The following is a 22,260-nucleotide window of genomic DNA, read 5'->3' on the forward strand; positions in this document are numbered from 1 at the left end:
TGACCCATGGCATTGCTGGCAAACGCACCCATCCTGGACGATCGCGATTACGCGCAAATCCTCAGCGAGGCCAAGTCGCTCATACCGCGCTACACGCGCGAGTGGACCGACTTGAACGACAGCGATCCAGGCATCACCCTGCTGCAGCTATTCGCGTGGATGACCGAGATGACGTTGTACCGGCTGAACCAGGTGCCGGAGCGCAACTACATCAAGTTCCTGCAACTGCTCGGCATCGAGCTTAACCCGGCCCTGCCGGCTGCCGCGGACCTGACCTTCCGGCTGGCGCGCAAAGACGTGGATACCGTCATCGTCCCCAAGGGCACGCAGGTGGCCGCCAGTGCGGACGATGGCGGCGGCGATGGCCCGGTGATCTTCGAGACGGATGAGGCGCTCATCGCGCTGGGCGCCACATTGGCTGCCGTGCAGAGCTTCGACGGCTATGGTTACTCTGTTGAGACGACCAAGAACAACGCCGACAGCCAGACGTACTTCCCGTTCGGCGCCAACGTGCGGGCGGGCAATGCGCTGGCGCTCGGATTTGACTCGCCGCTGCCGTTCACCAAAGACCGGATCACGTTGACGGTCTATCTGGCGCAGCCGGTGCGCAACGCCGAATCCCAGCCGTGCGACGCGGGATTGGACGTGCTGCCGGCGCCGGCGACGCTGGTCTGGGAGTTCTGGGACGGCCGCCGTTGGAGTGCGTTGAGTCTCGATCGCGACGGCACGCGCGCGTTCACGCAGAGCGGCCGTATCCAAGTGCGCGGCCCCGGTGTGAACGCGCGCAAAGACACCATTGGCAATGTGCCGGCGCCGCTGTACTGGCTTCGTTGCCGGGTCGTAGACCAGCAGTACGAGCGCGCGCCGCGCGTCGATTCGATCATTATCAACAGCGTGGGAGCGACGCAGGGCGTGACCGTGCGCGACGAGGTGGTGGGCGGCAGCGATGGGCGGCCCAATCAGCGCCTGCGACTCGCCCACACACCGGTCATTGCGCGCGCACGCCCGGAGGACGCGACCGGCGCGGACGGCAAGCGTGTGCGTATCACGAGCGTGCGGCTGGAAGTCGCCGAAAGCATCGACGACTTTCAGGTGTGGCAGGAAGTGCCGGACTTTCTCGCCTCGGGTCCGGACGATCCGCACTACACGCTGAACCGCACGACGGGCGATATCGCTTTTGGCGACGGCGAGCACGGGCGCATCCCGAGCGCCAACCCCAACCACGCGTTCGACAGCATCATCGCACGCGAGTATCGCTACGGCGGAGGCAAGCAGGGCAATGTGGCGGCCGGCGCGATCAAGGGCTTGCAGACATTTGTGCGCAATGTGGAGAGTGCCAGCAACCTGCGCCCGGCCGCAGGAGGCAGCGACGAGGAGACGGTGGAGGCGGCCAAGCTGCGCGCGCCGCGTGAACTGAAGAGCAAGGGGCGCGCGGTGACCGCGGAAGATTTCGAGACGCTGGCGCTCGCCGCACCGGGGGCGCGCGTGCTGCGCGCCAAGGCCATGCCGCTGGCGCACCCGCGCTTCCCCGGCGTGCCGGTGCCCGGCGTGGTCAGCGTGATCGTGGTGCCGGACAGCGAAGCGCCCAACCCCACACCGAATGCCGCGACGATTGCGGCGGTGTGCGCCCATCTGAACCGGGCGCGGCTGCTGACCAGCGAGGTGTGCGTGGTGCCGCCAACGTATCACAAGGTGAAGATACAGGCCGACGTCGTCGCCCGCCCGGAAGCGGACCTGGCCGAAGTCAAGGCGGCGCTCGAGCAGCGCCTGACGATCTATTTTCACCCGCTGAAAGGCGGCAAATATGGCGACGGCTGGGAATTCGGCCGGCACATCTTCTATTCCGACGTGTATCGCGTGATTCTGGAGACCCCCCAGGTGGATCGTATCCAGAACAACCAACTACTCATGATCGTGGACGATGTGCGCGGCGAGTTCTGCCGCGACGTGGCGATCGAACCCGGCGCGCTGCCCTATTCGACCGGCCACGATCTGACCGTAACGTACGGTGCTTGAGGCCCAATGTCTGGCGAGTTCTATCACCTTGACCAACGCAGCGGCTGGCGCGCCTCCATACTCGACCATGTCGAGCCGGCGGCCGATGCCGGCACCGGGCGCACGACGTTGGGGCTGCGCCGGCGACCGGGTACCGGGCGCGCGTTGGTGGATGCCGGCGGCAGCTTCGGCGGGTTGACGATGCCGACCAGCCTGGCGCTGGATGCTGAAGGGCGCATCTACATCCTCGACGCTCCGGCACAGCAGATCAAGCGCTACGATCCGTGCGCGGAACGGTTTGACGTGCTGCCCTGCGTGGGCGGAGCGGGGACCGACCCCCGCCGGATGCAGGACCCGCGCGGAATCGCGATTGCACCGTGCGGCGACCTGTACGTCGCCGATACGGGCAACCGGCGCGTGCAGGTCTTTGCGCTCAAGGATCTGGTGCTGAGACAGATCTGGTCGTCGCCGCGACCCGCGCGTCTGAACCAGCCATGGCTGCCGGTCGCCGTCGCCGTCGCGCCCGACGGACGCGTGCTCGTCTGCGACTACGACAATGGTCTGATCCATGTGTTCGACCGCAACGGGCGCTGGCGCACGGCGTACGACGGGGCCGGGCCGGGCCAGCCCGCGCTGCAGAAACCGCTGCACCTCGCGGTCGATCGGGCGGGCCGAATCTACGTCATTCAGGACGGGCAGGATTTCGTCGTCGTGCTTGATGTGGACGGCAAGTTCCTGCGCCGCGTGACCAAACCGGCCGAGATTCAGGGCGAGTTCTGCCCGATGGCACTCGCGGTCGACGAGCGCGGGACGATCTACATTAGCGATCGCATCGCGCAGCGCGTATTCGCGGTGTGCGAGGGCCGTGCAGACTGCGGCGCGTGGCCGCCGCGGCCGCAGGCCAGCCCCGCGCGCGGCGTGTTGGCGCATTGCCCGTCGCTGGCGTTCAGCGCCACCGGCGACTTGCTGGTGGGAGATGGCAAAGACCGCTGCGTGCGTTTCCTAGAGCCGGCCGCGGGCTATGACGAAGAAGGCGTCTACATAACCGAGGCGTTGGACAGCGAGCTGTACCAGTGCGAGTGGCATCGGGTGGAGTTGCGGATGCAGGCCCCGTTCGGCACGCGCCTGCGCGTGGATACGTTCACATCGGAGTCGCCCCGCTCGGCAGCCGATTTGGACGCACTGCCCGAATCACGCTGGGCGACCATGCAGATGGTGCAGCAAGAGCAAGGCGATTGGGACTGCTTGATATTGAGCGCGCCCGGCCGCTACCTCTGGCTGCGGCTCGTATTCATGAGCGACGGCACGGATACGCCGCGCGTCGAGCGGATCCGGGTGCATTATCCGCGCCAGACGCCGCTGCAGTCCCTGCCGGCCGCGTACAGCGAAGACGCACTCGGGCGCGATTTCCTCAATCGCTACCTGTCCATCGTCGGCCGCATCCAGGACGGCATCGGGCAAACACTCGACAGATTGGAGCGCATCTTCGACCCGCTGGCGGCGCCGGCCTCGCCCGACGCCCGGCACGATTTTCTGGGCTGGCTGGCCGGCTGGCTGGATCTGGTGCTGGATCGGCGCCTGCCCGCAAGCCGCAAACGCGCCCTGCTGAAAAACGCTCACCGTGTGTATGCGCTGCGCGGCACCGCCGCAGGCTTGCGGCTGCACCTGCAATTGTACTTCGGCGCGGAGCCACGCATCCTTGAGCACTTCAAGCTGCGACGCTGGTTGTTCGTCGATCAGGCGCGGTTGGGCGATTCGTCGGTGCTGTACGGGCAGGCGATTGTGCGGCGGCTGCAACTGGACGGACTGGCCCGCGTCGGCGAGTTCCAATTGATCGACACCGGCGATCCGTGGCGAGACCCGTTCCACGTGTACGCCCACCAATTCACGGTCGTGCAGCCGATGGGCGGCGCCGACGATTCCGCAGCGGCGGCCGCGCGACTGGCGCTCAACCGGATCGTGGAAGTATCCAAACCGGCGCACACGCAGGCGTATGTGCGCGCGTCCACTCCGCGTTTCCGATTGGATGGACAGGCTTACCTGGGGCTGGATACCGTAATCGGTCGTTACCCGGCCGGCGTGACCGTGACGGGCGAAGGCCAGGGCGAGGACGGCGGATCGGGGCGACTGGGCGTCGATGCGGTCATGGGGCCGTCGCGCGATGAGGCGACGCGCCCGACCATGCGGCTCGGCCGCCAGGCGCGCATCGGTGCGACCACGCGGTTAGACTGACATGCGCCATCACGGGATGAAGGGAGCCATCTATGGCCTGTGGATGTGACAAGAACCGTACGGAGCTGATGCCGCGCCGGACCGACGGCTGGTGCGTGGAATGCGACGTGCCGCAACTGGCGCGCAACAATTATTTCGACATGAAGCTGCTGGTTGCGCGCGACTTCACCGACGAGCAGCGCTTCTTCATCGGCAAAGATCGGCGGCACAACCAGAGGCTGCACGGCTGGGGCACCGTGTGCGGCCTGCGCGTGAAGCCACACCCCAACCCGAATTGCCGCCAGCAGTACGTCGTGATCGAGCCGGGCACCGCGATCGATTGCTGCGGGCGCGAGGTGTTGATCGAGCGCGAGCAGTTGTTCGACGTGCGCACCCCGTTCCTGGCCTGGTGGCAAGCGGAGCACCCGGACATCGCGGAGCCGCCCAAGACGGCCGAGCACACACTGCAAGTCTGCCTGCACTACCACGAATGCCCCACCGAGGACGTGCCGGTGCTGTTCGACGACTGCAACTGCGACGGCGACACGTGCCAGCCCAATCGCGTGCTGGAGAGCTTCGACTTGAGCCTGCGCGTGGATCCGCCCCACGCGCCCGCCGTGCCGGAAGGGTTGCGGTTGCGCTGGAGTGCGACGACGCAGATCGCCAATGCGCGATGGATGGCTTACGACGAGGCGCAGAAACGCCTCTACGTGCTAACGTCGGACGCTGCAGCGCTGCTACATGTCTATGATGCTGCGGACGGCCCGCTGAACGAGCGCGACCTCAGTCCCTCGTCAAACCCGGTGGTGATCGGCGGCCGCGCGCTGGACATGACGCTGGCGCCCGACGGTCGCTGGCTGTACCTGGCGATCGACAAATCGGGGGGCCAGGCCGATATCGTGGCCTACGACACCACCAATTTCATGGCTCCGCGCAAGACGGTCGCCACGGGCATCAGCGGCGCGGTGAATGGCCTGCGGATACTGGCATCGAATGCAGGAACCGCCGGCGGGCGATTGTTCGCTCTGCGCACCGGGACGGCGAACCAGCAACTGCTGGCCTGGGATGACCCGGCCGGCACGCCGGTCGATGCAACGGGCGGCACCGCCAAGAACGTGGCTGCGGGGCCGATCGGCATGGGCATCGCGTCGGATGGCGTCGACGATTGGCTGATCGTGGCGGGCGCGACGGCGGTCAGCATGCTGAAGGCGGCCAACCTGGGCGCCATCACCGACGTCAACTACGGCGTTGCCGGCCTGGCGCCGGCGGCCATGGCGCTCGCGCAGACCAGCGACCCGCTCACGCTGTTTGTGGTCGATGCCCCGGCGAAGACCGTGAACGTCTTCGGGTTGAAGCCCGGCTCGGCCACGCCGATCCGTTCGCTGGGCGCATCACCGGCGTTGACCGACACGCCGGTCGATATCGCGGCGACGGCCGGCGGGCGCTGGGCGATTGTGCTGACCCAGGACGCGAGCGGCCAGGGCAGCGTGCAGGCCGTGGACGCCCACGCGATTGCGAGCGGCAAGCCGTCCGACGCGCTGGGAGTCAGCGAGCGCACCGGCAGCAAACCGCAGCACCTTCTGCTGGTCGGCAACGCAGCGCGCGCGCTGGCGACATTTGAAGGCGCCCCAGGCGCGGGCGGTGTGACGGTCCTGGATGTTGAGCAAGACGACTGTGAAGATATCTTCCTGAAGGCGTTGGACGCCTGCCCGGCGTGTCCTGACGACGATTGTATCGTGCTGGCCACCATCGCCGATTATCATTGGGATGACAAGCTGGAGGAGAACCGGATCGACAATATCAGCGACCGCAAGTTGTTGCCCAGCACGGAACTAATCGCCGAAGCGGTCGAGTGTCTGATGGCGCGCAAGGGAGGGCCGGGAAGCGTCGGCGAGCAGGGCAAGCCGGGCGAGCCTGGAAAACCCGGCGAGGGCATCGACGACGTCAAGGTCACGTTCAATCCATGCGTGCAAGGTGTGCACGGCGTCAGCAGCGCCAGCGTGCAGGTCATCGCGGGCAAACGCACGCTCGTGCTGTCCATCGCCGAGGGTTGCGACGGTGCGGACGGCGCGGACGGCGCGCCCGGCGTCGGGCTGGAAGCCGGGCTGACGCGCATCCGGGCGTTGAGTTGGGCGCATAACACGACGGCCAAACTTGCGGCCGTGCGACTGAGTAGTGGGCGGACCGTGCCGGGCATGGTCATCGAATTCAGCGATCTGGTTGATGTGAAATCAGTGGACGGCCGCCATGTCTTTCAGGTGGCGGCGGAGCACCCGGATGCCAGCGACAATCTGCGCGGCATGTTCGTCTGCCGCTGTCCGCTCGTCGGCCGTGTGATCGGCGTGACGGTGACGGGCCGCAACGGCGACGTGATCACCGACGCGGCCGAGATAGGCACGCCACTCGTGCCGGCGGTTGCGTTCCTGTTCGATGAGGAGTTCAAGGTGCTGGACCGCATCCGCGAGTTGCTGCGCCGCATGGAGAAGCCGCTGGAATTCTGGGTTTCGCTGCGCGGCGACTTTGTGCTCGACAAACAGGGCCGTGCCATCGATGCGGAGTATGTACGTGCGCAGTTGATGAGCGGCGATCGCCCCGCCGCGTCGCCGGTCGGCATTCAGGGCGGTCTGTTTGAAAGCTGGTTCACACTCGAAGTCTGATAAACGGAGGGCCACCATGGGTGTAGCCTATAAATCACGGCCCGGCGCAAGCCGCGCGCAGCCGGCCGCCAAGTCGCCGTCCGGCTGCGGCTGCGGCAGCGCCGACCCCTGCACGTGCGGCGTCTGCGACGGGTTGCAGAATCTCAACTACCCGCGCCACTTTGCCGGGCAACTGCTGACCGAGGCCGAGTTGAACGGCACGCTGGACTATGTGAAGGCGAAGAACCGCCTGCACAATCGCTACCTGCACGGCTGGGGCGTCGTGTGCGGCCTGCAGGTGGCGTGCAGCGAGTGCGACGGCTACGTGACCGTGCATCCCGGCTACGCGCTGGACCCGTGCGGGAACGACATCCTGGCGCCTGACGAGCAGGATGTGCCGCTGCTCGAGATGATCAAGGCGTGCCGCGAAGCGCGGCGCAAACGCGCCGCGCCGTGCGACCCGATCAAGCCGGCCGGCAAAGCGAACTGCGACGACAAAGAAGAGCAGTGGTGCCTGGCGATCCGCTTTGAGGAGCAGGACTGCCGCCCCGTTACGCCGCTGCGTAACCCGCCGGCCAAGACATGCAGTTGCGGCGGCAACGCCAAAGGGACGTGCGGTTGCGGCAATACGGCGACCGGCGCGGCCGGAGCGCGACGGTCCGCGCTGCCATCCATCGCTTGTGAGCCGACGCGCGTATGCGAAACCTACCGCTTCGACGTCGTGGAGTCGGCGGACTGCTGCCTGCCCCAGACGACGCCGATCCCGCGCCTGCCGCCGATCCGGACCGTCGGGCTGGGCCGCGCGGCGCTGGGCGACGTCGCGCCGGCGGCGCTGGCGCTGGGCGGCTGGCTGGTCGATTCGCTGAAATGCGCCGACCTTGATAATACGCTGTTCAAGCGCGTGAGCGACTGCCTGAAGTCCATCGCCCAGTTCGTGCTCAAGCGCACCGGCCTGCAGACGGTCGCGCCGCTGGCGTACGTGCTGGCGGGCGGCAAGGGCAAGATTCAGTATAACGCGGTACACATCTACAACGCGCAGCAGTCGCTGTATCAGGCGGTCCTCCAACTATACACGCAGAATCCGCTGAACGTACGTTGCAGCCTGGGCGACCAGTTGAAGCTGGTGTCGATTCATGAAATTGCCGGCGGCGAAACGTCGGCCAGCTACGTGTCCAAGAGCACGGTGAGCACCCACGCCCTGCTGGCGCTGATCGTGCAGTACGCGCTGGACTGCGTTTGCCAGAACCTGATGCCGCCGTGTCCTGAGAACCCGTGCGATGACCGTGTGATCCTGGCGTGTGTCACGCTCAAGAACGACCGCATCGTATCGATCTGCGATTTCGGCTGCCGGCGCTACGCCGGAAGTTTCCCGGCCATGAGCTACTGGCTGTCCGCGGTGCCGATCGTGCCGGTGCTGGAGCAGTTGGTGAAGAACATCTGCTGCACCGACCTGCTGGCGAAACGGCCGGCGCGCAAGCCGACCGCGCAGCCGGCCGCCCAACCGGCTGCACGGCCGATCGCGCGCGCGGCCATGCTGTCCACGGCGGGCGGGGGCGCCGGCGCGGACGCCGGCGACGACACGTCCCCATTCATCAACCAGCTCGACGAGCTGTTCAAGTCGCTGGATCCGGACGGTTCGCTGCGCGCGATGCTGTTCGCGGATCACATGGCCGCCCCGCAGCAGTGGGCATCGCAGTTGCGACGGCGCATCGGCGGCGCGCCGCTGCCCGACTGGCGGCTCGGCGCGGACGTGGATCTGGACAGTTTGCGCCAGCGATCGCCTGACCTGGCGCACGCGACACTGAAGGACGCGGGCGTGCGGGTGGTCGCGCGCGAAGTCGCATCGTCCGACGCGCTGGCCCGCGCCAACCTGACAGCGACGGCCGCCGGCCGTGGCGACACGGTGGTCATGTATACATTGGAAGGGCGGGTGGCCGGTTTCGCGCCGTACGATGCAGACGAAAAACTGGCCGACCGACAGGCCGAGGTGGATGCGCTGAAGAACGACATGGCCGAGCTGCGCGCCGATCTGCAGCGCCTGCGGCGCGCGCGCGGGTCCGGCGCGGCGTAGGCGGCGGCCGCGCGACTTCAGGCAGAGCGGAGATGAGCATGGCAACCAACAGCATCGAGCGCCCGCGATACTACCAGCGCCAGTTTCTGGGCGCCGAGGATTTTCAGGCCGAGCAGAGCTATCACCGCGACATGCGCCGGCGGCACAATCTGGCGCACCATACGTGGGGCATTGTCACCGGTTTGCGCTTACTCCAGGCACTGAAAGAGGGCACGACCGACGAGTACGACGTGTTTGTGCAGCCGGGCATGGCGATCGACGGGTATGGCCGGGAGATTGTGCTGCTCTCGCCGCTCAAGCTCGACGCAGCGCAGTTCAACTTCACGGCGGCGGTGGGGTACCAGGAAGTCTGGATCGGCTTTCGCGACCAGACGGCCCTGCCGCCGCGCTTCGGGTACGGACTCTGCGCCGCCGACGACGGCAGCGAGTTTGACCAGTCGCGGCGCTGGCAGGAAAGCGGCGCGTTGTTCATCGCGCCCGAACCGGGCAGCGCGGTGCCGCCCGGCGTCGTCATCGACGGCGTCGAGACCGAGCCGGCAACGCCGCCGCCGTATGACACGACCAAGCCGGAGCAAGCCGCGCCGCCACCGGTTAAGGTTCGCTATGTGCCGGAAGACAGTTCGGCGCCGTTTCAGGAACTGCCGTCGGACGAGGATGCCGACCCGCGCTGGTTGATCAAGCTGGGCAGCGTGAACTGGGACGGCCAGAAGTCGCGCTTTCTGAAGTCGACCGATGAGCGGCTGAACGAAGACCGCCGGTATATCGGCGCGGTGGCCGAAACGCTCTACGCGCCCGCCGGCGGCATCACGTTGCGCCACCGTGCGCGGCCGCTGAGCAAGCAGGGCACTGCGCTTGTCTTCGACCCCGATGCGCAGGAACTGGCGCAAATCGAAGGACGCCTGCGCGTGGACGGACGCCTTGTGGCCCGAGATGACGTGTTCCTGTGGGGCGGCAAGCTGTCGTTCCAGACGGCGAACGGGCCTGCGCCCAACAGCGACGAGGACAAAGTGCCGTTATGGATCAGGCGGCGCAGTTCGCCCGATCTGACCGTGAACGACGTGCACATCCATCTCGGCAATGACGATTCGGCTGCCGATGACAAGCCGTCGGCCAAAACGCGGCTGACCGTCGGGCCCAACAGCGGCACCGGCGAGAAGGCCGTGCTGGCTGTAAAGGCCAACGATCACGTCGAGATCGTAACGGGTTCGCTGGATTTCGGCGCGCAGACGCGCCAGATGGTGAACCTGTGGAGAACCAACTACGGGCTGGGCGTTCAATCCGGCACGCTCTATCTGCGCAGCGACTCCGAGTACCGCTGGTATCGTGGCGGCAAGCATGCCGATGACCTGAACAGCAGCGACAACGGCGTGCTGCAGATGCGACTCGACAACCAGGGGCGGCTTCATTTTGGCGCGACCGTGCGCCAGATGCTCAACCTGTGGCAGACGAGCTACGGCATTGGAGTGCAGGACTCAACGCTGTATTTTCGGACCGGCGCGGACGTGTGCTGGTTCAGAGGCGGCGTCGAAAGCCCCACCCGTGGCGACGCGGGCGCGGGCGGCAGCCTGCTGATGAAGCTCAATCAGGCCGGCACGCTGAGCGTCTCAGGCCAGCTCGGTGTCGGTGTGGGCGCGCCGGCTACCCGACTGCACGTTAAAGGCGACCGCATCCGGCTGGAATCGGTGGACGGCACGCGCACGCTGGACATGCGCGCCGACGGCAGCGCGCTCGATCTGGAAAGCCACGGCGCGCCGCTCTATCTGAACGGCGCGGGGTCGAACCAGCCCACGTACATTAACCCGTTCGGCGGCAACGTGGGCATTGGCACCACGACGCCGAACGCCAAGCTGGACGTGGACGGCACGTTTCGCGTCGGCGGGGGCAGTACGTTCGCCCAACTGGACACCGGCCGGGCGACGGTGGGCAGCAGCGCGACGAACGAAAAACAGATCAGCATACCGTTCACGGCGGCGTTTACAACCGCGCCCAACGTCATCGCGACGGCGCGCGGGTCAAACGCCGACGTATTTGCGGTCACCACCACGGCCGTCGCAACCACGCAGTTCACGGTCCGCATCAAGCGCGTGGATGCCGCCGGCGGGTGGGCGCAGAACCTGCAACTGGACTGGTTTGCGGCGAAGTAGACGAGGGAGACCCATGGAGAGCGGCACACTCGAAAAACGCCTGGGCGAACTGCGCGCCGAACTGACGCGCGGGCAGGAGCAACTGGCGCAACTGGACCTGCAACGTCAGGAGACGCGCGACACGCTGCTGCGCATAAGCGGGGCGATTCAAGTCATCGAAGAACTGCTGGGCGTCCGCGCCGCCATTCCGCCCAGCATCCGGCGCAACGGCGACGAAAGCGCGCGAAGCGCAGCGACGCCGATTGAGTCCGCGCGATGAGCGATGCGGGCGGCCGCGCGGGCGCGCTGCGTATCGGCCGCATGAATTGCACATGCCTGGTGCCGCGCGAGCATCCCGACCCGGAGCGCCTGCGCTGGCGCGCGGACGGCATCGCGCGCGGACGACTGGCCCCCACGCTGGCGCATTGGCTGGATAGCACGCTTGATCGCGCCGATCCGGCCGTGTGGCGCATCCGCCGCCTGGACGTGGAACTGGCGTTCGACCCGTCCAGCCTGACTGACGACAGCCTGGGGCGGACGTGGTCACAGCGTGTGCTGGCGCAGATCGGCCGTGCGCTGGCCACCGGCGACGATGGCGTCAACGTGCTGCGCTACGACGACCGCGCCGATTTTGTCGCCCATTTTGTGCTCGATCTGGCGTGCGGCACGGCGTGGCAACAATGGCAGTATCGCGCATTTGATTCGCTGCGCAGTCTGCCCGACGGCGTCGCCGTCAGCGAGGCGCTGGCGCGCGAGCCGGCACATACCGCAAGCGTGCTGCGCCGGCTGGACGCATGGAACTCGCTGGAAGTCATCCTGGGCGCGCTCAGCGCGCGCGGGGCGGCGACCGTTCAGGATACGCTACTGGTTCAATCGCCCGCCGGGGGCGCCGCGTCGCCCATATTGTTCGAAGCCCTGCTGGGCGCGTGGCCGGACAGCGGGGTTCGCTCGCCGCTGGACACAGCGCACAATGTGCTGCGGCTGTGGTCGGCATTCCGCCGGGTGCACGGCGAGCGATCGGATGGCGACGTATTGTTGGCGGCTGATGCGCTGGTGGGACTCGCGGCCGTGCTGTGGACACCAGCCGGCGCATTGCGAAACGCGCTGGATAATGCCCTGGCGGTGGCGGATCAGGCGCGCCAGGATGGCGACGACCTGCGCGCGCAGACCGTACAGGTGCTGATTGACGCGGACCGCCGGGCGCCCGGCTGGCTTGAGCGCGCAGTGACGCCCGTCGCGCCCCAGGCAGCCCCGGTTCAGCCTGCGAACGCCCAGACGGTACGCTCGCCTTTCATCGGCGCGTTCGCACTCTTGCCCACGCTGACGGCGATGGGCTTCGACGCGATTGTGAACGCTGCGGCGGCCGACGTTCCGGATCTGGCCGAGCGCACTGCACTGGCACAGGGACTGCGCCTGACCGTGCTGATCAAGGCGCTGGGCAGCGCGCGCGCGGCCGAGGCGCGGTGGGATGCAGCCGTGCTCGCTGCGGCTGGGGCAGACCCGACGCCGGCGAGTCGACCATTGCCATCCCTGAGGCACGTACAGATTGAAGCCGGTTATGCGGCGTGGCAGTCACAGCCTGTCTCACCAGCGCCGGCGCCGGAAGAGGAACTGAACGCGCTGTCGCTGGCTGACTGGATGAACACGACCACGGGCGACCGGGTGGAAACGGACGCATTCACGTCGGCGCTGGCGCGCACGGCGTTGGCTCTGTTTGCGCGCCGGCTGGTCGGGTTTGAGCGCAGCAGCGCGCGTTATATCCAGGCCAATTTCCTGGAGGGCGCCGGCAGCGCCACGATCGGCGCCGACGATGTGAAGGCACAGTTGCCGGCCTGCCCGCTCATCATGATCCTGCGACTGACCGGCCTGGATCACACGGTTGTGGATGTGCCGTGGCTGCGCCCCGGGCGACTGCGGCTCGTTGTGGATGATTGAATGAGCGCCCCGTTTGCCAACCCTCACGAGTTTATCAGTGCATCGCTGGCGCGCACCGACCTGCTGCTCCAGCGGCAGGTCATGCGCCTGCGCGCAGCGCGCACGCTGAACGAGAGCAGCCTGCGCGGCCTGTATATCGCCGACGAACTGGTTGATGCGCTGCTGAATCGCGTTCCGGCGGACGACGTGCGCGACGGCGCACAGGGCCTGACGCAGGCGATTGCGCAAGCCACGCAGGAGATCGCCCAGCGGTCGGCAGCCGCCGCACCCGCCGAGGCCCTGCCGCACCAGCGCCTGACGCGCCTGTTCGGGCTGAGCACATTCGAATGCGAGTTGCTGCTGCTGGCCGCTGCGCCCGACATGCATCTGCGCTACCAGACGGTTTTCGCCTATGTCCAGAACGATATTTCGCAGACGCACCTGACGGTCGACCTGGCGCTCAATCTGCTGTGCGAGAGCTTCGAGGAAAGCCTGATCCGGCGGGACGTGTTCGCGGACGATGCGCCGCTTCTGCGGCACGGCCTGCTGCGTCTCTTCGATGACGCGCAGGACCGCGAGCCGCCGCTGCTGGCCCGCCGGATGAAAGTCGACGCGCGGATCGTGGCGTACCTGCTCGGCGATGAGGCGCTGGATACCCGGCTGGCGGCTTTCGCGCGGGTAGACGATTCGAACGCGCCCGCACCGGGCGACTTGGAACTGGCGAGTCACGCACGCGCTGCGGTCGAGGCATGGGCGGCGCTGCCGCACGCGTGGCGCGAGCGCGAGCATCTGGTCTGGCTCATCAGCGGCCCGCACGGCGCCGGCAAGCATACGCTGGCGCATGCGCTGTGCGGGGCCTGGCACATGCCGATGCTCAGCGCCGATCTGGCGCGCGCGCTCCGCGCGCCATGCGGTCTGCGCACGGCGCTGGACCTGCTCGTGCGCGAATGCGCTCTGCGCGGCGCGGCGCTTTGCCTGGAACGGCTCGATGCGCTGCTGGCCGACGACGCCAATCGCGCAGACCGCCTGGACGCCGTTCAAGACGCACTGGCACAGCAGGCGCTGCCGACGTTTATCACGTCGGAACACGCCTGGCGCCCGCGGCACGCATGGCGCGGATCGCGGTGGCATGAACTGGCGCTGGAACTGCCGGCGCTGGACGCGCGCCTGCGCCTGTGGCAGCGCGCGCTCGCGACCCACGCGGTCGAAACGGCCGCGCCGGACGGATTAGCCGAGATCGCAGGCAAGTTCGCGCTCACGCCCGGCCAGATACACGACGCGGCGCGCGCGCTGGCCGGCTGCCAGACCGCCCATCCGGTCGGCGCCGCCGAACTGCACGGCGCAGCCCTGGCGCAGTCGAACCCGACGCTGGGCGCGCTGGCGCAGAAGATCGAACCGCGCTTCGGATGGGAGGACATCGTTCTGCCTGCCCAGGCGCTGGCGCAGTTGCGCGAGGTGCTGGCCGCCGCGCGCGCGCGCTTCACCGTGTATGGACAGTGGGGTTTCGCACGGAAAGTGTCGCGCAGCAAAGGCGCGAACATCCTGTTCTCCGGCCCCAGCGGCACGGGCAAGACGATGGCCGCGCAGATCATCGCGCGCGAATTGCGGCTCGACCTGTACCGGATCGACCTCGCAACACTGGTGAGCAAGTACATCGGCGAAACGGAGAAGAACCTCAGCCGCATATTCGCCGAGGCGCAAACGTCGAATGCGATCCTGTTTTTTGACGAGGCCGACGCGCTGTTCGGCAAGCGCGGCGAGGTGAAGGACTCGCACGACCGCTACGCCAATATCGAGGTCGCGTATCTGCTCCAGCGCATGGAAGAATACGAAGGTATGGCGATCCTGGCGACCAACCTGGGCGAGAACATCGACGAGGCGTTCAAACGCCGCATGCACCACACGGTTGAGTTCCCGTTTCCGGACAGTGAACGGCGCGAGCGCATTTGGCGCAGCATCTTTCCCGCGGAAGCGCCGCTCGCACTCGATACGGACTTCGGCTTTCTGGCGCGCCAGTTCGAGTTGTCGGGCGGGAACATCCGCAACGCGGCGCTGCTGGCGGCGTTTCTGGCGGCCGACGAAGGCTCCACACACGGCACAGCCGGCCGCACGCAGATAGCGATGCGGCATCTGATCCTGGCGACCGCGCGGGAGATGCAGAAGATCGGCAAGCTCCCCGCGCGCGCCGAGTTCCGGCAGTATTACGAATTGCTGCGCGAGTCGTGATAGTCGATGCCCACGAAAGTCCGCCAGGAGCCGAAACGCGCGCCGGATAGCACGGCGGCCGCCGTACCTTCTGCGCCGCAGACACCGAGCGCCCTAAAGAAGTGGCAGCACGGCGCGGGCAATCAAGCCGTACAGCAGGAGATGCGCGCTGACGGCTTCATCGAGATGCCGCCGCTGGTCATCACGGCGTCCCCACCCAAGCCGCAGGCCAGCGGCATGATTGAGATGCCGCCGCTGGTCGTCACCGCGTCCCCGCCCAAATCGCAGAATAGCGGCACAATTGAGATGCCGCCGCTGGTCATCACAGCGTTCCCGCCCAAATCGCAGAATAGCGGCACGATCGAGATGCCGCCGCTCGTCGTCACCGCGTCCCCGCCCAAGCCGCAGGACATCCGCACAATCGTCATGCCGCCGCTCGTCGTCACGGCATCCCCGCCCAAGTCTGGGGGTCGTGGCACGATCGCAACAACACCGGCTGATCTCCCCAGCGAGGCTGGCGGCACGACTCGCCACACCAACGACGCCCAACCGGCAGGCGCTCCGGCGCCTGATCAGCCTGTGGGCGCGCCTGCGCAGCCGAATGCGAAGGGTGCACCCGCGACACCCGCCAGCGCATCGCCATCGCAGGCGGCTCCCGTTGTACCGCCGACGGCTGGCGCGGCAGCCGTCGGCGCGCCAACGGTCACGCCTGAAAGCGGCGCTGCACCAGCGCCGGCCAGCGGCCCCGAGATATCGAAGTGGCGCGCATCCGCGGTGGGCGCGGTCAAGTCGCTTCCGCAGCCCAAGATCAGTTCGGCCGCCAACACCGCCCGGATCCGTACCAGTGGCAGGGTTGCCAGCGCCAAACACAAGGCGACCTCGCAACGCGCCGGGGCCGACGCCGATAAGGCCGTCTCGCCGGCGCCCAAAGCCGATCAACCGCCGGCGAATCCCACCGCCGTGCCTGATCCGGTACCGGAAGCGACCAAAGTCGTAAACGCCGCTATCGAGAAACGGCTGCCAGATCAAAGCGTGCCGGGTCTTGAGATAAGCCCGGTGACGCAGCTACTGCCCAGTCTGACTCCGCCCCCCCCAGCACCCGTGACGCCACCGGGCAAAACCGACCCCGCCCAGAAACCGGCAGACGCGAAAGAGGCCAAAAACCCGCTGAAGGACAAGGCCGCCAAGGTTGACCAGGCCGCCGGCAAGAAAGCCGAGCAGACCGAGCAGCGGAGCGACGCAGACCCCATTACGCTGAAAGACGAGAATCGCCCCAAGGAGAAGCCGTTCCCGCAGGGACTCAAGTCACAGTTGGGGCCGGTGATTGCGGACCTGCTGCAGGACACGGCCCTGGAGGCGCGGGCAATAGTCGCCGGCGCTCGGCGGCCGTTATACGGCGGGTCACTCGAACGAAACTTCGCAAACCTCGGCGACGACAAGCTGTTGCCCGATCTCAAACAAGCGCTGGATACGGAACTGCGCGACGTGGCGCACCAGGCCGGGCTGACCGATGCGGAGATCCAGGGCGAGATTGAAAAGCGACGGCAGGCCATCAGGGCGCAGAGCGCACAGGCCAAAGACGCCGTGCAGCAGGCGGGCGCCGAGCAGAAAGACGCGGTCAAGCAAAGCGGCGATGAGGCGCTCGGCCACATCGCCGGCGCTCGCAAGGCGCTGGACCTCTCGGCCGAGCAGAAGCTGGAAGCGGCACGGGGCCAGACCGACCCGGAGGTCATCCGCCTTAAGCGCGACCGCCTGAGCGATGATGTAAACCGCAAGATCGCCGACGCCGTCGTGGCGGCCGACGAGGCGGGCAAACGGCGCAAGGCGCAACTGCGCGCGCTGGCCGATTTGATGAAGGCGGCCTACCGGCGGCGCGCCGAAGACGACGAAACGAAACTGGTCGCCGACGCCACCGCGGCGAAGAGCGACATCAAAGCCGCGCAACTCACCGCCGCCCAGAGCTTCAACTGGGCCGACGCCAAGAAGACCGAGTTGGACAAGTTCGTGCTGGCACAGACCGAGCTGACCGACAGTTCGGTCAAAGCGCTGCAGGACGACACGCGCACGGCCGGCACAACGGCGCGCGAACTGATTCGCAACTGGGCGGACGAAAAGCTGGGCGAGCAGCGTTCGTGGCTGCAGAAGCTCCTGGACAAATTCGTCGACTGGTACAAAGCGGCGATGGCCGAGAGCCGGGCATGGGAGACGCAGCGCAACAAAGCCACCCGCGACGCCGTGGCGAGCGACATCATTGCGCTGAACACGGCGATCGTGCTGGGCGGCGAGGACGTCGACGTGGACGCCGAGGGCGCACTGAGCGACCTCAGCGACGAGCAACAGGCCGTCTTCAAGGCGTATTACAGCAAAACGAGCGCGACCAAAGGCGACAGCATCGCCGCCGTGGCGGCCGGCCTGCGGGTGCGGATCGCCAAGGAGCGCGCGCCCGCCCTCGTCCAGCAGTTGGAGACGCTGCTGGACGAGCAGCCCGCCGAGAAGTGCGTCGAACTGGAGGCGCTCGCACGAGCCGAGACGCCCTCGTTCAGCGCGGCCTATGTGTCCGACGAGGTCTATGCGGCCCTGCATGGCGGCCTGACGGGCTGGAACGAGGAGTCGCGCGTCTTCAATGCGCTGACCGGCCTGACCAAAGCGCAGAGCCGCGCCGTGCGCGCGTATTACCAGAACGATCACGGGCTGAACCTCGAATCGGACCTGAAGAGCGAGCTCAAGAGCACCTTCCGCAAGTACGATCCCGAGGCCGATCGCGCGGTGGCGTTGCTCAACAACGAACCGGAAAGCGCCGATGCGGCCAACATCTACTACGCCCTGCACGGCGGCCTGGGCATCAACGACACTGACGCGGTGATGAAGGCGCTGCGCAACAAGTCGCCCGCGCAGCAGGCCAAGATCAAGAAGTTTTACCTCGACAAGTACAAGCTCGACCTGGATGACGATCTGCACGGCGAACTGAAGCCGCTGATCACCAACGACACGCACGACGACGAGCAGGCCAAGGCGCTGCGTGCGGGCGATGTGAACCGGGCGGATACCATCGCTGTCGATAGTGCGCTGCACGGCGGCATCTTCGGGCGCGGCGGGGTGTTCAAGGCGGATACGGACAAGATCGAAGCGGTACACAAGCAGATCCGCGAGGACGTCAAAGCGCAACTGGACGCGAAGGCGGCGGCCGAGGCGCGCGCCGGCGGGCGCGAGCCGACGGCGACGTCGGCGGAAATCGAAGCGGAGGTCGCGCGGCGCAACCGGCAACTGGAAAGCGCCTACGGCGTCGTGTACGGCAAGGCGGGCGACGCCAAAGACGCATCGGGCGACAGCGCGCTGCGTGCCGCCTACAAGGACCGCTTCGGCAACAACCCCAAAGACGACGCGCGCATTCAACTGGTGACCGGGCTGCTCGACAACGACCTGACCAAGGCCGATGCGGCCAAGCTGGCGATCGAGCACCAGAGCCTCGTCTACGCCTCGGACGAAATCCAAAACAACGTGCTGGAGGAGCAGTACAAGCGCGCGCTGGAAGCCAAGCGTCGCGATGTCGGTCCCGGCCTGCGCCGCGCCATGCAGAAGCGGCGCGACGAGGACGCCCGCAACGGCCAACCCTGGGATATCTACAAAGTGCGCGCTGAAGAGAAGAAGATCGAGAAGCAGCTTGAGGACGAAGCCAAGGGGCTGGCGAAGCTGAACATGGACAACCTGCGTACCACCTACGATTCAACCGTGGGCGCGTACGGCGAAGGCAGCTTCGGGTTCCAGATCAACCGCTTCACGTCCGGCTACGACCTGGACAAGAGCAAACTGCTGCGCGAGCAGGGCGGCTATCTCTCGCCCGCCCAGCAGGTGTTCTTCGCCACCGAAGGGGTGGGCACCAGCGGCGACCAGTTCAAGGCGGCGTTGAAGGGCAAGTCGAAGGAGGAAATCGCCCAGATCGAGCGCGACTTGCTGGAGGTGCGCGCCGACCAGATTGCGCGCAGCGATTGGCGGTGGAAGTCGCCGGCCGAGGTCAAGCGTCTGAAAGAACAGTGGATCAAGGATCACTCGAAGGATACACTGTCTGAACTGGTCGGCGACGAAACCAGCGGTCGCCTGAAATGGGAGTTGAATCTGGCGCTGCGCGGCGAGCCGCAGAACGAGAAGGACGAGATCCAGTTGGCGCGCGACAAGCTGGCCTATGAGAAAGGCATGCACGGCGCTTCGCTCATTGATGCCGTGCCCGGCCTGGGGGCTGCGCGCGCGCTCGGCAATTGGCGCTCACAGCACGAACTCGATGTGCTCGAAAAACGCATGAAGCGGCTGGAAGATCAGTACAAACTGGTGGACGAACAGAACGCGCTGATCAAGGCGGCCGCCAACGATCCGAGCGTTACGCCGGCTGACCGGGCTAAATTGCTGGAGGAGCGCGTCAACCGGCTGGCGAGGTTCGGGCAGATCTCCACCAGCGTGGATAGCGCCGTCGAGAAGCACGCCGAACAGGTAAACGCCGTGGCGGACGCCGTCGTCAAGGTCGTCGCGACCACGGTGGCCGTGGTCGCGCTGGTCGTTGTGGCGATCGGCAGTGCCGGCACGGCGGTGCCGGCCGAGATCGCCGCTGTTTCGGCGTTTCTCACGTCAGCCGCCGGTGCAGCCACCGTGGCGGCCGCCACGGCGGTGGTGGGCGTGGCGATCAAGGCGGCCATGCTCGGCGACACCTACGAAGGCGAGACGGCGCTGAAGGAACTCGGCATTGGCGGCGTGGACGCACTGGTGAGTGCCGCCACCGCCGGGGTCGGTGGCAAGTTCCTGAGCTCGGCGTTCGACCAATTAGCAGTCAAGCTGGCGAAGGAAGGCTGGACGAAAGCGGAGATTGCCGCGCTCAAGGTAATGATGAGCGAGGGCGCCCTGCAAAAGCCGATGCTGGGGCGGCTGGCTGCCAAAGGCCCCGTCTCGAGTTTCCTCGTACACGGTCTGGTGAGCAGCGGCGAGAACTTTGCGCAGGGGTTGCCCAGCACGGTGCTGGGCGTGGCGCTGGACCGGTCGCCGGGCGACCCGGGCAAGAAGTTGCAGCAGGCGCTGAAGGGGCACGCCATTCAGAGCGCGGCGATGGGGTATGGCGGTCATGCGCTGACAGCGGGCATCGGAAAGGCCGCGGCGAAAGTGTGGCCGGAGCGCGTCAATACACCGCCCGTCGCGGGCAACGATCCAAAGGCCACGGTACGCGAAGGCGATCGCGCCGCTACCGGTCAAACGGGCGAACGGACGGCGGTCAAACCCGACGATCCCGTGTTGAAGTCCACGGACGAACTGCCGGCCAACCGGCGCGGCGAAGACAAGATCGCGGCCGATGCACAGGAGGCGCTCCAGAAGGGGGAGTTACAGACCGCCGAGCAGAAGACCAAGCCGACCACCGCGCGGGACAACGCGCCAGAAGCGCCGACTGAGCCACTCCCCGAGCATAAGAAGGCGCAGGCGACGGACGATGCGGCTGCCAAGCCCAAGGCGTCCACGGATGACCCGCAGGTTAACCCGCCGCGTAAGGCCCCGGATACGCCCGAAACCAGTTCGATGTCCGGCACCCAGCACAGCGGCTCGCTGCTGCATGCGCCGCCGGAACCGGCGCCCGGGCGCATCACGCAGGCGTGGAACAACGCCAAGAAGCGCTACTACCAGTATCAACACGATCGCTGGGTCAAGTCGGTGCTCGAAGGCGGGATGGCGGCCGGCAGACCGCCCAAAGCCGGAAATCCGGGACCGCCATTTACCGATAATCACTTCACCTATCGCGAGGGCATCTACTCGCCGGAGAAGGCGTATCAGGCCTACAACGAGGCGCTGGCGCGGGCCAACGGGCGCGAGGTCGGCATCTATCGCGACACGCTCACCGGCGAATACATCGTCCGCGTCGGCGATCACGGGTCGGTCGGCGGGCCGCACCGCAATGGCAATGCGGTGGAGACCGTGCTGCACTACCACCCGAACAACGAGAATGTGCTGGTCTATCGCATGCCGGCGCCGAACGATGTCCAGAATACGTGGAACCGGGCACAGGCAAACCAACCCGCGCAGCGGCCGCTGACGGAGTTCGTCGAGTTCCCGCTGCCCGATGGCAGCCGCGGACGCACGGCCTGGACCGTCGTGCCGGCCGGCGAGCATACCGACGCCCGGATCATCGTCGAGTACGTCAATGCGAAGGGTGAGCGCGTGCGGCAGGAGTTCAGCCACCCGACCGAGTTTGCAGAAGAGTGGGGCTCGCGCACGCGCTTCGTCGATCCCGATCCGAAAAACCCGCAGTATCAGGACCTGCGCCGCGACATCGACGAATGGCTGCGGCGCAACGGCCACCGTGACATAGCAGAAACGGACCTCGTACCGGATTTCGGCGATTCCAGTATGGCGCGCAGCGGGCGCGCGGCGGCCAAACCGGCCGGGCCGCCGGCGCCCAACCCGCGCAAGTCGTATGCCGAATCGGAGTGGCGCAGTTTCATCGACAATCCGCCCAAGGGCAAGACCGGCGACGACATGCGCTACCTGCGGTACCTGCAGCACTTCCGCGAGGAAAACGGCAGCATCCGCGGCGCGATGGACCGGTCGGACTGGCAGGCGGTGAAGGACGTGCTGGAGGCCAATCGGGCGCGCGGGCGCGTGGACGAAGACAATGCGCTGGCGTCGGCCGGCGTGGAAAACAACAATTACACCACGAGCACTGTCACAGGCGATGCCCGTGATATCGTGCGCTACGAGTCGAAGAAGGTCAGCCCCGGCGAGGTCATCGAGACGCGGCCCGACGGTGTGACGGAAAAATACTGGGTGGACGTCAAGGCGACCGAGCAGGACACCATCTTCTATACCGAGCAGTTGAAAGTGCAGAAGGAAGGCGCGGCAAAGGAGAAGCCGCCGCGCAAACTGGCGGTGATCATCACCAACGACAATCCGGGCGGCGTGCGGCCCAGCAATGTCCTGGAGACCGAAGCGCTGGTGCTGCACCGCGACAGCAAGACCGGCAAGTGGCGCATGTGGGACACGCGATTGAACGATGGGCAGGGCGGCTGGGGATCGGCTATTACAAAGGAAGACGTGTCCAAACTGCTCGGCGGCGCCACGCCCAGGTAGCCACGCGGGC

9 protein-coding genes are annotated in these 22,260 nt (G+C 66.8%); all 9 read left to right on the plus strand.

Translation table 11 applies throughout. The features are described 5' to 3' along the window. Nucleotides 1-6 precede the first annotated feature (6 nt). Nucleotides 7-2,016, plus strand: coding sequence for a putative baseplate assembly protein (locus tag HZB53_06240; protein MBI5877229.1), 2,010 nt, complete (start codon nucleotides 7-9; stop codon nucleotides 2,014-2,016). 6 nt (nucleotides 2,017-2,022) lie between these two features. Then, nucleotides 2,023-4,227 (plus strand): hypothetical protein, encoded by a 2,205-nt coding sequence (locus HZB53_06245; GenBank protein MBI5877230.1) that lies wholly within the window; start codon nucleotides 2,023-2,025, stop codon nucleotides 4,225-4,227. Between the two features lie 68 nt (nucleotides 4,228-4,295). Next, on the plus strand, nucleotides 4,296-6,863 hold the full coding sequence (locus HZB53_06250) for a hypothetical protein (protein MBI5877231.1): 2,568 nt from the start codon (nucleotides 4,296-4,298) through the stop codon (nucleotides 6,861-6,863). 16 nt (nucleotides 6,864-6,879) lie between these two features. Next, nucleotides 6,880-8,913 (plus strand): hypothetical protein, encoded by a 2,034-nt coding sequence (locus tag HZB53_06255; protein ID MBI5877232.1) that lies wholly within the window; start codon nucleotides 6,880-6,882, stop codon nucleotides 8,911-8,913. A 38-nt stretch (nucleotides 8,914-8,951) separates the two neighbouring features. Then, on the plus strand, nucleotides 8,952-11,057 hold the full coding sequence (locus HZB53_06260; protein ID MBI5877233.1) for a hypothetical protein: 2,106 nt from the start codon (nucleotides 8,952-8,954) through the stop codon (nucleotides 11,055-11,057). 13 nt (nucleotides 11,058-11,070) lie between these two features. Next, nucleotides 11,071-11,316, plus strand: coding sequence for a hypothetical protein (locus HZB53_06265; protein MBI5877234.1), 246 nt, complete (start codon nucleotides 11,071-11,073; stop codon nucleotides 11,314-11,316). Then, complete coding sequence (locus HZB53_06270) at nucleotides 11,313-12,971, plus strand: hypothetical protein (protein ID MBI5877235.1); 1,659 nt, start codon at nucleotides 11,313-11,315, stop codon at nucleotides 12,969-12,971. Before HZB53_06265 ends, HZB53_06270 begins: the two co-directional genes overlap by 4 nt. Continuing rightward, nucleotides 12,972-15,176, plus strand: coding sequence for an ATP-binding protein (locus HZB53_06275; protein MBI5877236.1), 2,205 nt, complete (start codon nucleotides 12,972-12,974; stop codon nucleotides 15,174-15,176). A gap of 6 nt (nucleotides 15,177-15,182) precedes the next feature. Next, nucleotides 15,183-22,250, plus strand: coding sequence for a hypothetical protein (locus HZB53_06280; GenBank protein MBI5877237.1), 7,068 nt, complete (start codon nucleotides 15,183-15,185; stop codon nucleotides 22,248-22,250). The last annotated feature ends 10 nt before the right edge of the window (nucleotides 22,251-22,260 follow it).

Source organism: Chloroflexota bacterium (genome assembly GCA_016235055.1).
Taxonomy (GTDB): Bacteria; Chloroflexota; Anaerolineae; order JACRMK01; family JACRMK01; genus JACRMK01.

Excerpts from the sequence above, each read along its gene's own strand:
- HZB53_06275 (MBI5877236.1), top strand. The coding sequence starts at position 12,972 with ATGAGCGCCCCGTTTGCCAACCCTCACGAGTTTATCAGTGCATCGCTG.
- HZB53_06260 (MBI5877233.1), top strand. The coding sequence starts at position 8,952 with ATGGCAACCAACAGCATCGAGCGCCCGCGATACTACCAGCGCCAGTTT.
- HZB53_06245 (MBI5877230.1), top strand. The coding sequence starts at position 2,023 with ATGTCTGGCGAGTTCTATCACCTTGACCAACGCAGCGGCTGGCGCGCC.
- HZB53_06240 (MBI5877229.1), top strand. The coding sequence starts at position 7 with ATGGCATTGCTGGCAAACGCACCCATCCTGGACGATCGCGATTACGCG.
- HZB53_06250 (MBI5877231.1), top strand. The coding sequence starts at position 4,296 with ATGCCGCGCCGGACCGACGGCTGGTGCGTGGAATGCGACGTGCCGCAA.
- HZB53_06270 (MBI5877235.1), top strand. The coding sequence starts at position 11,313 with ATGAGCGATGCGGGCGGCCGCGCGGGCGCGCTGCGTATCGGCCGCATG.
- HZB53_06280 (MBI5877237.1), top strand. The coding sequence starts at position 15,183 with ATGCCCACGAAAGTCCGCCAGGAGCCGAAACGCGCGCCGGATAGCACG.
- HZB53_06255 (MBI5877232.1), top strand. The coding sequence starts at position 6,880 with ATGGGTGTAGCCTATAAATCACGGCCCGGCGCAAGCCGCGCGCAGCCG.
- HZB53_06265 (MBI5877234.1), top strand. The coding sequence starts at position 11,071 with ATGGAGAGCGGCACACTCGAAAAACGCCTGGGCGAACTGCGCGCCGAA.